Source organism: Marinomonas sp. TW1 (assembly GCF_001625355.1).
GTDB lineage: Bacteria > Pseudomonadota > Gammaproteobacteria > Pseudomonadales > Marinomonadaceae > Marinomonas.
Window position 1 is genome coordinate 138808 of the sequence record NZ_JSEE01000009.1, and the last position, 15656, is coordinate 154463.

Genomic DNA, 15656 nt, shown 5'->3' on the forward strand with positions numbered 1-15656 from the left:
ATTGAATTTAACAGGGAGTAAACAATGAATAATGAAAGTGTAAATCCATTTGATGATGATTCTTTGACTTTTTTAGTCTTAATAAATGACCTACAGCAACATAGTTTGTGGCCTGTTTTTAAAACCATACCGAAAGGTTGGCATTCGACGTTTGGACCAGCTTCTCGTATCGAGTGTTTAGAGTATATTGAAAAAAATTGGACAGACATTCGTCCTCAAGCCCTTTCTACTCCAGCTAATCGTGTTTAAAGAAGTTCTATATGAAAAACAATACGGCACCATCAACTAATCATCCCGACATGTTTAATAACGAATCTATAAACCTTACTGATGTACAAACCGGTATTTGGCTTGCGGACCAAATCTCTTCACAGCGTAATGTTTTTACGATTGCTCACAAGGTTCACATTGGTGGTCCTATAGATGAGCCTTGTTTAATGAAATCGATTGAAATGGGATTGAAAGAAGCAGATACAATTAATGCTATTTATCGAGAGGAAGAAGGTATTCCTGCGCAAACGTTAAATCAACGCGATTTTTGTATTGCGCCAGAATGGTTGGATTTATCGAACGCTGATCACTGCGAATCGACAATGGATTTGTTGATTCAAGAGGACTTGGAGGCTGAATTGCGACTTTCCTCTGAAAAGCCTTTGGTTCGACAAATTCTTATTAAGCTCTCTGCACAACATTATGTTTGGTATCAACGTTTTCACCACATTATGTTAGATGGCTTCAGCTTCAATATGTTCACGGCAAGAGTGGCGAGTATTTATCAGTCACTTATTGACGGGAAAGCGGTATCGGATTCGCCATATAGGTCATTCTATGAGGTAGTAAAAGAAGAGCGGCAATACAAAGCATCGGACAAATATCGTTTAGATGGTGAGTTTTGGCAATCTTATTGTGCTGATTTACCACATGTCATGAGCTTGTCGAATACGGCAAGGTCGCAAACGCAAGTTGAGAAAGACGGTTCCACACCGCAAAGATTAATTAGGTTAAATACTCGTGTTCGTGCAGAGGCCTTACAGTCTTGTTTGAGTCTATCTCCATTTTCAAAGTTAACTTCTGCGGACTTAGCCTTGGGATTAGTGTCAGCGTATTTGATTCGAATTAGCGGACAATGGCGAGTACCCGTTGGCTTCCCATTTATGGGACGAGTTGGCAGTGTCGCATTAAATTCCCTAGGGCCTGTTGTCAATGTTGTTCCTATGATTGTTGATGGACATATAGACGATAGCATTTTTGATCTTGCACTGCGTATCAAACAAGATTTAAAGAAAATACGAAAACATCAAAAATACAATGGTGAGCAAATTGCTCGTGATCTTAGTCGGGTGGGAGAGGCGTTATATGGACCTACTCTTAATCTACGTTTGTTTGACTATGATTTGTCGTTTGGAGAGGTCAGCGCCAAGATAGAACACCTTGCCGCGGGTCCTGTTGAGGATCTTGATTTTGGAATGCATTTTGAGAAAGGTGATCTTTGTATCGAGTGGGTGGCGAATGACCATAAATATGACTTAGCAGCACTGCAAATACATGTCGATCGATTTGAGCAATTTGCTCAGCATTTACTATCTTCGCCAAGCACTCGTTTGAATACGTTATCAGCTTTACTTTCATCAGAAAAAGCGGATATTCAAGTTTGGCAAAGTGGAGTTGTCGTTTCTCCAGAGCAGGCGTTAGACCATCCTTATTCAAGTTTGATTGAGTGTTTCTACAAAAATAATCGTCCTGCTTTAGCGACGACAACCGCCTTGGTAGTCCAGGGGCGAGAAGTATCATTCGATGAATTACATCTGAAGATTGCGCAATGGATGCAAGTGCTGGCCGATTATGGTGTTGTTAAAGGTTCCTGTGTTGGGCTTGCCTTGCCACGAGATGAACGCATGGTTTATGCCATGTTTGCCACAATGGGACTTGGTGCCCATTATTTGCCGATCGATCCTACGTACCCGCAAGAACGTATTAATTGGATGTTAGAAGATTCGGCGCCGCAAGTGTTAATTACCAGTGACGGTTTCGGTTTTAAGGTGCCTGACATCATCTCTGTGCTATCTGTTGATGATGATCGTTTTGTTCAATCTTTGAATCAGAAAGATCCATCAATGGCGATGTTTGATCTCCCTTCATCAAGTGATGTGGCCTATATTATGTACACGTCGGGCTCTACAGGCAGAGCCAAGGGCGTGGTAATTTCCCATCTGGGGTTGGTCAATCTAGCGCTCGCCCATTGGCTGCGTGATGGCAAACAATTAGCTGACAAGCTAACTCGAGTGAATGCGATGCTGACGGCCTCTTTCTCATTTGATACCAGTTGGGATACGTTGTATTGGCTTTGTTTTGGCCACACCTTACATATTGTTGAAGATGAGGTGTGTAAAGACCCAGAACTGATTCAGTATTATTGTGAAAAGCATAAAATACACGCAACCGACTTACCGCCGTCTGTGTTAGCACAACTTTTCGATATTGGTGCGACAGAGACTGGAAAGCATTTTCCCGAGTTGGTGTATGTGGGCGGGGAGGCCGCTTCTTCTAAGGTGTGGGAGCAAGCGCGTAATCATCCTGAATTAAAAGTGAGAAACTATTACGGCCCAACGGAAAATACTGTAGACAGCTTGGGTGCGTCTGTAAATGATTGTGAAAAAGTCATTATTGGTCGCCCTATTGCTAATACCCAAGCCTATATATTGGATTCTAGTTTGTCGCCTGTTGCGATCGGCATTCCCGGTGAGCTTTATGTTTCAGGACCAGGCCTTGCCCATGGGTATCTAAATCAGCCCTCAATGACCTCGACTCGATTTATCGCTAACCCATTTATCAATGGCGAAAGAATGTATCGAACAGGGGATTTGGCTCGGTGGTTAGAGAATGGTTTGGTGGAATTTATTGGTCGGACTGATCATCAAGTTCAAATACGCGGTCACCGAGTTGAACCGGGTGAAGTGGAAGTTGCACTGAATTCATTACATGGGGTGAAGAGCAGTATTGTTATTGCTAAAAAGCAAGGCAATACCCATCGTTTAGATGCGTATGTGTTGGTGGAACAATCATTTTTAAGTTTGAGCGATTCTACTGACCAACCGTTAGAAAATGCACTCATGTTGTCTTTATCTACCCAGCTGCCAGCTTACATGGTACCAGCCACGCTGACAGTATTAGACAGTTTTCCATTGAATACCAATGGCAAGATAGATCGAACCGCATTACCAGACCCTGTGTCTGTGGGACGTGAAGGGTTAGCGCCTAAAGGCGAAAAAGAGATTTTACTGTGTCAGTTAGTTCAGCAAGTGTTAAATCTAGACAGGGTGTATGCTGACGATGACTTTTTTGCACTAGGTGGTGACAGCATAGTGGCAATGTCGCTCGGCAGCCTTGCTCGTAAAAATGGTTATTCGTTACGTGCAAAAGACGTATTTGAAAGCCGAATCATTAGTGTCATGGCTACATGTCTTTCTCCTTCGGATAACATAAAACGAAACCCGAGTATTCAGTCGGGTCCTGTGGCTGAATTGCCGATTTATCAGTGGATGAAAGGGGCAGGTGGATTAGACCTAGCGTATTTTCAGGCCGTTTGTTTCGCGTTACCTGATGCGATGACGCTAGTTGAATTTCAGCGGATTGTGGCTGAACTGGTCGCGGCTCATGGTATTTTGAGTTCACAAGTCAATTCGTCTTATTTAGATGTAGGTATGGCAAATCAACATACTGTTTCTGTTCAGACGTTTGTCGATGATGGGCCCTTATCATTATTAACCGATCGTGCTTTTGAAGAGCTGATTGACGCTCAATCTAAGGTAAAATCAACCCATGCGTTTCCTGCTATGCGTGCTGGCTATTTACAGTCTGGACAGCAGAAAGCCGCCATTATTGCTTTGCATCATACGATTGTTGATGGGGTATCGTGGCGGATTATGTTTTCAGAGCTATCCCTCCTTCTGAATAATCCTAATCATAAACTTCAGTCATGCCCAAATACATTATTGGATTGGCAAGCAACCTTACAGAGACATGCTGACCGTTGGCAGTCTCAAAGCCAATATTGGCTAACGCAATTACAAGGTCAATCACTGTTTCCTAGGGAGGCATCAAGGGAGCGTGGACATCAACGAATAAGGTTAGACGAAACAGTTTCCGACTTGTTACTAGATGCTTTACCTAAGCAATATCGATGTCAACCTCAAGAAGCTCTGTTAAGTGCGTTGTATCTTGCTCTTGCTCAGCAATACCAAGTTACTGATATTCCGATCATGTTGGAGTCTCATGGGCGAGCCGATATCAGTGAGCTTGATCTGACACGAACTTTGGGGTGGTTTACGGCCGAATATCCTGTCCGTATGACAGGTAAAAAGACTTTATTGTCTAAGTTAAATACTTTTAAGACAGAGGATGTACCTTTCGAAGCCGTTGTTCAATTAGTGCGTCGTACCTTGATCAATGTGCCAGATGAGGGGGTAGGATACGGTGTATTACGTTATTTAGATGATGAATGGCGAAATGCATTTGCCCAACAAGAAAAGACATCGTCGCCACAAATTCTTTTTAATTATCTTGGCCGTTTTCAGCAAAATGATCTCTTACTATTGCAAGGTGATCAATACTTTAAAGACACCTTTGAAGTGTATCAATCGGATCGATTGGCCTCTAATTATGCTTTGGAATTAAATGTTTTTATTGAGGAGAAGCAAGGCGTATCAACGTTGGTCGTTCATGTTGGGCACGACGTAAGGCAAATCAAACAGCAAGAAGTAGAAGCGTTATTGAATCGCTTGGCTGATGTTGTAAGGGAGATGACTTGTTTTGCTGAAAAACATCAAGCGATAGCAGCAGATACCTTAGTTGCAGAGGATTTGAAAGGTTTAGTACTAACAGAACAAAATCTTGACAATCTCCGTAGCCAATATGGTGCTTTGCAAGCCGTATTGCCCGCATTGCCTTTGCAGGAAGGTTTACTGTTCCATGCTCAATTGGAGCAGGAAACGCAGGCAGAGGATGCCGGTTACAGTTCATTAGCACGGTTGTCTTTTTCGGGAGAAATGAATGCTGAACGCTTAAAAGAGTCTTTGGGAGCCGTGATCGAGAAGCATCCACAGCTTGGTGCCTTATTTGATTTTTCTCAAGGTGATACTGCGTTGCAGATTTTGCCTTGGCGTCGTCGTAGTGAGCGAAAAAATTGGTGGCCACTACAAGTGGTGGATTTAAGAGATCAAGACATTGAATCTCAGTTAACTCAATTAAAAGCCATTGAGGAAAGCGAATTAAGTCGGGATTTTATGGCCTTTCAATCGGCCGGTATTCCTTTACTGAATGCTGTTTTAGTGACGATGTCAGAGCGTCAGCATTATGTATTTTTGAATGCGCATCATTTGGTCGTAGATGGTTGGTCAACGCCGATTATGTTACGTGATTTGGTTACCGCATATGGTAGTGAAGGTATAGAGCTTACAACGGCATCGGTTCCTTATACATGGGTCGTTGAGCAATTAATGACGCGAGACAAGCAGGCGATGCGAGTGGCCTGGAAAGAGGCCATGAAGGATGCATTACCGACATTGTTGTATGCAGAAACACCGCCATCGGACTTGGTGACAACGCATACATTAACATTGAAAAGTGCTGAATTTACTAAGCTGAAAGCGATATTCCAAAGTAAGGGGCTTACTTTAAACAGTGTTTTGCAAACCCTTTGGGCCAATGTGTTATTTACAATGACGGGTCGTTCTGATGTGGTGTTTGGTACCCCAATATCTGGACGTTTTAGTGATGTAATCGGCATTGAAGAACACATAGGTTTGTTCAGTAATACGGTTCCTGTTCGTGTTCAATTACAAGCAGAATTGACTCTATGGCAGCAAATGCTGCAGGTGCAAAATGAACAAGTCGCTTTATTGGAACACGACGGATTAGGCTTAGCTGAGATTCAGCGGTTAGGCGGACATAATAATTTGTTTGATACTTTGCTTGTGGTTGAAAACTTCCCTGAACAGACGAGTTTGTTTAATACAAATTATCACGGATTATCGCTGAACGAGGTTTACAATCGAGGGTTTACGCATTACCCACTGACTGTTCTAGCATTGCCAAGTGAGCAATTGGATTTGCTGTTTGAATACCGAGGCGGTGACGAAATACAGACGCTCATGTCGCGATTTGACATGCTATTGAAATCGTTAGTGAAGGATGCTGCTGAGCAGCAGCACGCATTAGATTTGCGTTTGACAAGCGAAAAAAATGTCATTAAAAATTTGAATGATACATCTAAAATTTTGCCTCAAATGACCCTAAGAGATGCACTGATAAGGCAAGCTTTAGATGCCCCAGAAAGAGCATGTTTGTCCGATGAAAACGGTCAATTAAGCTATTTACAGGCGCGTTTTGAAGTCGTTATTTTAGCCCAAAAATTGCAATCATTAGGAGTGCAACCGGGTGATATTGTTGCCGTTGCCTTACCACGATCCGTGAAGTTGAGTCTGGCGTTATGGGCAATTATTGAAGTCGGGGCAGCCTATCTTCCTCTGGATACTGGCTATCCGGATGAGCGATTAAATTATATGTTAGGTGACGCCAAACCAAGCGCTTTAATTACCCTCGAATCAGAAACGTCTCGTTTTGACAGTCAAGCGGCGCGCTATTTTTATGATGGGGATATCACCCCAGCGGAGGATTCTCGTGCCAAGCAAGCGATTGCCGAATGGCAAGCGCCAGCATTGAGCAGTCATAACGCGGCGTATTTACTTTATACATCGGGCTCCACCGGTCGACCAAAAGGGGTTTTGGTGTCACATCAAGCCATAGTAAACCGTATTCTCTGGATGCAGGATCAATATCCATTAGTAAGTGAGGATGTGGTTTTTCAAAAAACGCCTTGCAGTTTTGATGTGTCGGTTTGGGAGTTCTTCTGGAGCGCAATGGTCGGAGCAAAGTTGCATATGGCTCCACCAGATGCGCATCGAGATCCTAATCAACTTCAGCAGTTAATTTCAGATCACAGGATCACAACACTTCATTTTGTGCCATCGATGTTGGCGGCGTTTGTTGCTTCATTGAGAGACTCCAGTGTTGATACTTGTCGTACATTAGTGCGCGTATTTTGCAGTGGCGAGGCACTACCTGTGGAATTGTCTAGGCAGTTTGAAGAGGTGGTTGGGTGTGAACTACATAATCTTTATGGGCCAACAGAAGCGGCGGTGGATGTGACCTACTACCCAGCCTATGGCGATGATTTGGCTCAGGTGAAGGGTGTTGGAGTACCTATTGGTTATCCTGTTTGGAATACCCAGCTAAGAATTTTAGATGACTTCTTACGACCTGTACCAATTGGTGTGGCGGGAGAACTGTATTTATGCGGTACCCAGCTGGCTGATGGTTATTGGCGTCGACCTGAGTTATGTGCCACACGGTTTGTCGCAGACCCATTAGGCGATGGGGATCGAATGTATCGAACAGGAGATGTGGTTCGCTGGTTAGATAATGGTGCAGTTGAGTATCTGGGACGCAGTGATGACCAGCTAAAAATTCGAGGACAACGCATTGAACTAGGTGAGATCGAGCAGGTTTTGTCATCTCAAGAGGGGGTTGACCAATCCGTTGTGGTGGCAAAAGCGTGGGGGCACGATCGTGATGTGATGGGGGCTGACGCTCGTCAATTGATTGCCTATGTGACGAGTCTATCTGGTGAGTTAGATACTTCTCAAATTCGAACTTTGATGAGTGAAGAATTGCCTACTCATATGGTACCAGTGTTGGTTATCCAATTGGATTCGATGCCGTTAAGCGCCAATGGTAAATTGGATCGTAAGTCATTGCCACTACCGTCAGATGTAGTGGATTCTAGCCAAGGTAGACAAATTAAATTAGGGATCGAAACGGACATAGCAAACGCTTTTTCTAAGGTGTTGGGGGTAACAAAGTTAACTGCCAGCGACGATTTTTTCAGTTTAGGTGGACATTCTATTTTAGCCGTACGCCTAGTTTCAGAGTTGCGTAGAACGCTCAAACTTAATGTGACGGTTGGGCAAGTGATGGTATCGCCAAGTATTGAAAAGCTCGCGCATGTTCTGGGAAATCAGAACTTGACTAGTAGTCGAGAATTGTCTGGTTTTGGAGCAGTGCTTCCTATTAAACAAGGCGATGGTACACCGATTTTCTGTATTCATTCTGCATCTGGCTTTGCTTGGCAGTACACTGGTTTATTGCGTTATATTTCAGGGGGTTATCCTTTAATTGGATTGCAGTCACCACGTCCAGATGGTCCGATTGCCGCGCAACAAGATATGGAGGGCGTGATTGCTCAGCATTTAAGGGTGTTGAAAGAGCGTCAGCCAACAGGACCTTATCGACTCATTGGTTATTCGCTTGGTGGTGTCATTGCGCATGGTCTAGCCGTCCGTTTACAAGAAATGGGGGATGACGTTAGCTTCTTAGGTCTTTTGGATACCTATCCGCCAGATGAGCAAGATTGGTCAGGGTCGACAGAAACAGAAGCACAAGATGAAGTTGAGCGAGAAAAAGCGCAATTCATGGCGACGTCGGAAGAGATGCTAGATGAACAAATGGAGGTGGAACGCGATGCCATGTTTGCTGATATTGTGAAGAATTATGCAGACTCAGTCACCTTACTTTCTAAGGCGAAATCACAGCGTTATCAAGGTAAAGCTGTCTTGTTTGTGGCGGATAAAACTGTGCCTGATGGTATGGATATTCAAGCAACTTGGGCGCCTTACCTGGATTCACTGGAAGAGCATCACGTTGATTTTGCTCATGAAGATATTTTATCGCCAGAGGCCTTGGTGGTGTTGGGTCCTTTATTTAATCAATTGATTTCAGAATAGCGTCTTAGAATCGCTTATTGGTAATCGTCTGTGCGCGGCTGTTGTCGCGCCATATTTAATCTTTTTAAAGAGTTATTATGTCAAAATCAAATATCATGTTGGACTTTAGCTTGCTGAAAACCAACGCCAATTTTCGCGCTATCTTCATTGCTCGTTTGATGTCTGTATTGGGCATTGGCATGTTAAATGTTGCGGTGCCTGTGCAAATATACGAATTAACTGGGTCCAGTTTACAAGTCGGTTTTGCCGTGGCGTTAGATGGCATCGGTATGTTTATTGGTCTGATGTTGGGTGGGGTGTTAGCCGATAGAATGGATCGTAAGTGGTTAATATTGTTTTCCCGTTCCATTTGTGGGGTTGGTTTTGTGCTGCTCGCGGCGAATGCGTACTTGTCTGAACCAAGTCTTTGGGCGGTGTATGCGATCTCTCTTTGGGATGGCTTTTTCAGTGCGATCGGTATGACGGCATTAATGGCGTCGATACCGCATTTGGTTGGACGGGAAAATCTGCCCACAGCCGGTGCATTGAGTATGTTGATTGTGCGTATCGGTTCGGTGATATCGCCAGCGGTGGCCGGTGTGGTGATTGTGTCGTTTGGGGTGACATGGAACTACACGTTAGCGGCCATTGGGACCTTCTGCACCTTGATTACCCTGGTCACTTTGCCAAACATGAAGCCGCAACAAGGCGGTCCTCAAGAGCATCCGATGAGATCCTTAGTGGATGGTTTTCGGTTTGTGTTTACGCACAAAGTCATTCGCGCCGTAGTGGCATTAGGCACATTGGAAGCGGTCACGAAATCCATTCGCATCTTATTTCCTGCTTTGGCGGCCACGGCATTTGGCGGTGGGGCGTTTGAAGTGGGTCTTATGTATGCCGCGGTGCCCGTTGGATCGACATTAGGTGCGCTGACCAGTGGTTGGGTTCGTTATACAGCACGACCGGGCGTGGTGATGCTGGTCACGGCATTCTTATCATTTTTCTGTGTTGCTGCCTTGGGCTTTATGGGTCATCTGATATGGATGTTGTTGGCGTTAGCGGTATTCGGTTACCTCGGTTCGATCGGAGGCTTATTGCAATATACGATTGTCCAAGGCCATACCCCAGATCATATGCTAGGTCGCATTGGCAGTTTCTGGACGGCACAAGATGTGGTGGGCGATTCCGCTGGCGCACTTGGCATTGGGGTAATTGTAAAAGTACTCTCGCCCGTCATGGGATTGGTGGCGCTTGGTTTTGGGTGCGCGGCGGCCACTCTATTGCTAGGGGCTGGTGTGCGTTCGTTGCGGGACACCAAGTTGATTGATGCAAACTTATTTCCGGCAGAGGAGTCAAGCGAGAGTTCTTCCAAGAGCGTTGCTGCGTAATCCGTATTGGATCACAGAAAACGAAAAAATGGCGGGGTCTTGTGACCGCGCCATTTTTATTCAAGTGTTAACATTGGCGGCTTTTCGGTATGACCAAAGGTGTACCAGAAATAGGGTCTTCTATAATCAGACAAGGTAAACCAAATACCGATTCAATTAAGTCCTCAGTGACGATCTCGTTTGGCTTGCCCGTGGCGACAATATGGCCATCTTTCATGGCTATGAGATTATCGGCATAGCGACAGGCGTGGTTCAGGTCATGTAATACGGCCACCATGGTATGGCCATTCTTTTGGTTTAAATCCTGAAATAAATCCAGTAATTCCATTTGGTGAGCAATGTCTAAGTAAGTGGTAGGCTCGTCTAACAAAAGCACAGGCGTTTGCTGTGCTAACGCCATGGCCACCCATACACGCTGTCTCTGTCCGCCAGAAAGCTGGTCTACATGATGTTGAGCAAAGTCGGTAATGTGTGTCGCCGCCATGGCCGCGTCGACGGCGTTTTGGTCTTCTTCACGCCAAGGTTGGAACCATTTTTGATGAGGGAAGCGGCCCCGTGAAACCAAATCCATCACCTTAATACCGTCTGGGGCAATGGCGCTTTGCGGCAACAGTCCTAACTGTTTGGCGACGTCTTTTGTGGTTTGTTCGTGGATGTTGCGACCATTTAACAATACCTTGCCCGATTCTGGTACCAATAAGCGGCTCATGGCACGCAATAAGGTAGATTTACCACAGCCATTTGGGCCGACAATCACACTGAATTTGCCTTCCGGAATCTGTACGGATAAATCTTTGGCAATGATGGTTTGATCGTAGCTAAGAGTGACGGACTCAGCCGCTAATAAAGTGGATGAATTCAGGCTCATAGTCTTCCTTCTCGTACAATTAAATAAACCAAATAGAGGCCGCCTAAACTGATGGTGACGAGACCAACAGGAAGGGTGATGCCTTGCCAAGCATGTTGCGCTAAGAAGTCTGCCGCCAGTAATAGCATGGCACCAACCAATGCGGATGCGGTAAGTGAAATGGACGCATTATTCTCCAAACGACGAGCGATTTGTGGTGCGGCCAGAGAGATAAAGGCAATGGGGCCGGTAATCGCGGTCGCCACAGCGGTCAGTGATACACCGACAAACATGAGCGCTAAGCGGCTCTTGTTCACAGAAACCCCGAGAGCGGCGGCGGTGTCGTCTCCCATTTCCAGTAATTTCATACGACTGTTCATCGCCAGAGCAACACACATCAGCAATATTAATAAGATGGCGGCGGGTAAAATCCTAGACCAGGTCATACCGTTCAGCGAGCCCGCACTCCAAAGTGCGGCGGTCATGGCGGTTTCAAGGGACACGGATAAGGATAACCACTGATTAAAAGCGGTTAGAGTCGCGCTGATAGCAATACCAACAATAATCAGACGAAAGCCGGAATGACCGTCTCGATAAGCAAACAAATAGACTAAAAGGGCGGCGCAGAGTCCCCCCAAAATGGCTCCTAAAACGCTCATCCAATAGACATTACCAAACCAAGCAATAGAGAGTAGAACGCCAGTAAAGGCACCGACATTAAAGCCCGTAATATCAGGACTACCTAATGGATTGCGAACCAAGGATTGGAAGACCGCGCCGCTGACACCCAAGCCTGCCCCAATAATTAAAGCCCCTAAGGCCCGAGACGCTCGCCATTGCCAGACGACAATGGATTGGTATGGGCTGGCTTCTCCGGTGAGCAATTGCCAGATGCCTGTCATACCTTGAGCGACTTGTTGGCCTGTAAACAAGGTCGCCACTAGAACCACCAGTGTCAAAATAAATGCGACAGGAACGAGAGAAGGTTTGTACTGACGTGGCATCATAATTAAGATGCCCCCTTTCGTCTGACAAGATAGATGAGAATCGGTGCACCAATAAAGGCGGTGACAATGGAAACCCTGAGTTCACCGACAATCAAGACTCGTCCAACAATGTCGGCGAAGAGCAGTAAGCAAGGAGTCAAAATAATACAGAATGGCATGACCCAGCGTTGATCTGGGCCCACCATCCAGCGGGCAATGTGAGGTATCATTAGACTGACAAAGCCAATCGGTCCGGCCGCCGCCGTTGCCGCCCCGCATAATAAGGTAATGGCAATGAGAGCGAGAATCTGTGCACGGGCTGGCTGACTCCCAAGCGCCGTGGCGAGTGAATCTCCTAACCCAAACGCATTCAGGGCTGGGGTAATGGCCAAAGCAATAAGGCAGCCAATGATCACCACAGGCGCAATGAAGAAGGGGATGGCAAGATTGCGAATGTCTAAACTGCCAACCGACCAAAAACGAATTTGATCAAAGGCGCTAGGATTAAACAGTGTGAGTGCTGAACTTAAACCGCCAAATACGGCCCCAATGGCCACACCAGCAAGGGTGAGTTTTAATGGATCAACTCGACCACCACCTAAGCGGCCAACATAGTAAACCAGTAAACTGGCTAGCAAAGCGCCAATGGCGGCGTAGATAAAAAACTCACTGAGTTGTGTCGCACCGAGAAAGACAATGCTGATGGCGATGGCCAAACTGGCGCCTAGATTGACGCCCAAAATACCAGGATCGGCCAACGGATTGCGGGTAATGGCTTGGATCAAGGCTCCTGAGGTGCCTAACGCCATCCCCACAAACAAACCATTGAGCGTTCTAGGCAGCCGTCCTTCAAAAATGATGGTTTTTGCCAGGCCAGTGTCATCACCAGAGGCGATGTTCCAAAGTTGCTGAAGCGGTATGGCTTTGGCACCAAAACACAGGCTAGCGAGCATAATAATGCACAAACAAATCAAGGCGAAGGTTAGCCAAATGAGTCTTTGTTTAGTTTGCATGCTTGGGCTGTCCAAAAAGCGTTTGTAGGCGGTGTAATAGGTTCGTAGCGCTGTAGTAATCTAGCCGAAACGTGTCATTGCCCACGGCATAAACCTGATGGTTTATGACCGCTTGAGTGGCTTGTAAATAAGGGGTGTGAATGAAATCCTTTACTCTTTCTTTGGCGGCCGCAAAAAGCAACACACTTTGGCCCGTAATGGCATCTGGAAAGCGCTCTCCTGTGGCAATGATAATGTCATTGCGTTGCCCCATACTGTTGTCGCCCTTCACGGAGTCTGGGACTTCAGCCAGTTGAAAGCCTAACTCCGTCAGCAGTTGACCTTGGGCCGATTCATGTGTCCAGATATTGCCGCCGGTATTGTCTTGGTAATACACCATTGCCGTCGTTGGTTGTGGTGGTAGTTGAATCATTGCTTTGGTTTTCTGAACGTCTTGTTCAAACTGGGCAATAACAGATTGGGCTTGTTCTTCTAGTCCAAGAAATTGGCCAAAAATGTTCGCTAATTGCATCCAGCTTTTATCGTCGTAGCCAATAATCAGGGTGGGGGCGATGTCTTTTAATTGCGCATACAATTTTCGTGCAGAATCACCGCCAGTCGCAGAGATAATAATAAGATCTGGTCTGGCTTCAACAATGGCTTCGGCGTTGGCTTCGGTCTGGTACAGAGGGATAAGTTTTCGCTGTTTGGCAACGCTTTCCCATTGGCGCATAAATCCGTATTCACCGGCGACGTCAGTATTTGCCATGGTGCCACCGGTGGCGATAACTGGCGCATTAATGGCGAGAAGGGTGCCGGTCAGCGTGACGCTGGTGGAAACGATTCGCTTAGGAGGTTGTGTTAATGTTAGTCGGCCTTGTTCGGTCTGAATGCTTCGTGGCCAGCCAGTTTCAGCTTGAGAGACTTGCCAAAGAGCGAGGTCTGATTCAGTGTTATGTTCTTGTTCACAGCCTGTTAAGACAACCAAGCAGACAACAGACAACAGCATATAACGAACCAACCCAGTCATGCCGACCATGATACACCTCTTCCATTAAGATAAAGGCGGCATTATAGCGAGGTAGATTGAAATTTTACAGTATTGATAATTGTTTTTATTTGCGTTTGTGATCTATACCGTAAAACACCAAAAATTAATGCTGTATGGACTGATCAGGTTGAGCTTGGATAGTTTTGGAAAATCACTGAGCTTCACCTTACCGTTGCGGAATTTGGGTCGTATGCCATTGATGCGAACTTTTTTGGCGGTTAAGGAATCGGCTGTAATTTCAAAGCGTTTCTTTTTCAAGCCAAAGTGGTGGCAGTGAATCATTCGAAATTGCGATGTCATATTGATGATGAGAAGTGTGCATTTGCCCGTTTTTTTGGTGTTATGACAATACACTAAAATAGACGAGTCACTGCTTTTTACCTGATAGACTTCATTGCCCATGAGTTTTTCCCATAACCAGCTGACCCAAAAATCTGGATTGGGTTTGAGCGTTTGTCGGTTAATCAAAGCGTAATCGCCTCCAATCAGGCTTTGTCTAATCATCACTTGTTGACCAAGCTTTGCGCCTCGTCCTAGTTGGTCGGCCCACCAAAAAGAGGAAATGAAGCGATCAGACAGTTTGGCTTGACCACCACATTGTGCCGAGCCGCTTTCACCTGTCCACACTTGCGCTTGAGTCTGGTATTGGCGGCGATAGTCATCCAGTTTTATAGCGTACTTTTCAAAGCTATCCAGTGCGTTTAATGACAGTAAGTTACGAGGTGTGGCGGCACGGGTTTTGACTGGTGAACGGCTGCTCTGGAACGGGTAATAGTGCCAGTCGACTATGTCTAATGTTTCCGTTAAGTTCTCTAAAAATGGCACGGTGATGTTGCTAAAGGGTTTAACCGCTTCGCCAATCCTTGGCCAAAAGGCGCTGCCTGGCCCGGCGACTAAACTGGTTGGACTGTGTTGTTTGATGCAGCGAATGAATCGGTCATAATCTTTAGCCAGTTTTTTGGCACTGGGCTGAGCCGTGATGCCATGAAAGGCCCAGTAAGCATTGAGTTCGTTGCCCAGTTCACAAACGGCGATGTGTTGATTGTTTTGTTGGCTGTAGGTGAGTAAGTCGACGACCTCGTTTGCTTGCCATTGACCTTGTAGACGGCGTTCAAATAAGCCGTATTTAAAGGTGAACATAAGCCATAGATCATTGCGTTGGCAAAAATCATGTAGCTGGTGCCAGGTGACTTGAGTTAATGGCAGTGCGTCTTGGCTGGGGGCATTGTGGCTAGTGAAATAGTGGAGTTTATCCGCTTCTGATCCGCCCACGCGGACATAGGAAGGCCCAAGAGATTGGACCAGTTTGTCGAGTTTCTCTTGTTGTAAATCCAGTGGCGGTGTCTTTTCTGTGCCTAACCCTTGTTGAGTGCCTTTGCTGCCTTCCCACCAAAATCCCCCTGCGAGAACGGAGATATCAATTGAAAAGGATAAATACCTAGGGCTGATGCAATGCATGGGGGTCGGTGAGGTGAGACTGACCGACACCTGTTTGTTGAGTCGCTTGATGTTCGTTTGGCGGCCCATTGAGCGCTTTAAATTGATGGCAAGCAAGGCGTTATTCCGATCTTTG

8 protein-coding genes are annotated in these 15656 nt (G+C 45.8%); 3 read left to right on the forward strand and 5 right to left on the reverse strand.

The genetic code is table 11. From position 1 onward, the window contains the following. Positions 1-24: 24 nt before the first annotated feature. The 3 genes from OA79_RS10045 (at position 25) to entS (ending at position 10207) form a co-directional block, all read left to right on the forward strand. Positions 25-249: an MbtH family protein gene (locus OA79_RS10045; protein WP_063333100.1), complete on the forward strand. Its 225-nt coding sequence runs from the start codon at positions 25-27 to the stop codon at positions 247-249. 11 nt (positions 250-260) lie between these two features. Next, positions 261-8840: a non-ribosomal peptide synthetase gene (locus tag OA79_RS10050; RefSeq protein ID WP_082825444.1), complete on the forward strand. Its 8580-nt coding sequence runs from the start codon at positions 261-263 to the stop codon at positions 8838-8840. A 77-nt stretch (positions 8841-8917) separates the two neighbouring features. Further along, positions 8918-10207, forward strand: a complete 1290-nt coding sequence (entS, locus tag OA79_RS10055) for an enterobactin transporter EntS (RefSeq protein WP_063333101.1) — start codon at positions 8918-8920, stop codon at positions 10205-10207. A 67-nt stretch (positions 10208-10274) separates the two neighbouring features. On the opposite strand, the gene OA79_RS10060 is transcribed toward entS, so the two are convergent. The 5 genes from OA79_RS10060 to OA79_RS10080 form a co-directional block, all read right to left on the reverse strand. Beyond that, positions 10275-11075 carry an ABC transporter ATP-binding protein gene (locus OA79_RS10060; protein WP_063333102.1) on the reverse strand — a complete coding sequence of 267 codons (801 nt, stop codon included), beginning with the start codon at positions 11073-11075 and terminating at the stop codon, positions 10275-10277. Beyond that, complete coding sequence (locus OA79_RS10065; protein ID WP_063333103.1) at positions 11072-12061, reverse strand: FecCD family ABC transporter permease; 990 nt, start codon at positions 12059-12061, stop codon at positions 11072-11074. The genes OA79_RS10060 and OA79_RS10065 overlap by 4 nt, the downstream gene beginning before the upstream one ends. A gap of 2 nt (positions 12062-12063) precedes the next feature. Then, entirely contained in the window at positions 12064-13053 is a 990-nt protein-coding gene (gene fepD / locus OA79_RS10070; protein ID WP_063333104.1) for a Fe(3+)-siderophore ABC transporter permease, read from the reverse strand. Further along, a complete protein-coding gene (gene fepB, locus OA79_RS10075; RefSeq protein WP_063333105.1) occupies positions 13043-14071 on the reverse strand; it encodes a Fe2+-enterobactin ABC transporter substrate-binding protein in 1029 nt (342 codons plus the stop codon). The genes fepD and fepB overlap by 11 nt, the downstream gene beginning before the upstream one ends. Positions 14072-14164: 93 nt before the next feature. Next, on the reverse strand, positions 14165-15610 hold the full coding sequence (locus tag OA79_RS10080) for a glycoside hydrolase (RefSeq protein WP_063333106.1): 1446 nt from the start codon (positions 15608-15610) through the stop codon (positions 14165-14167). Positions 15611-15656: the final 46 nt, after the last annotated feature.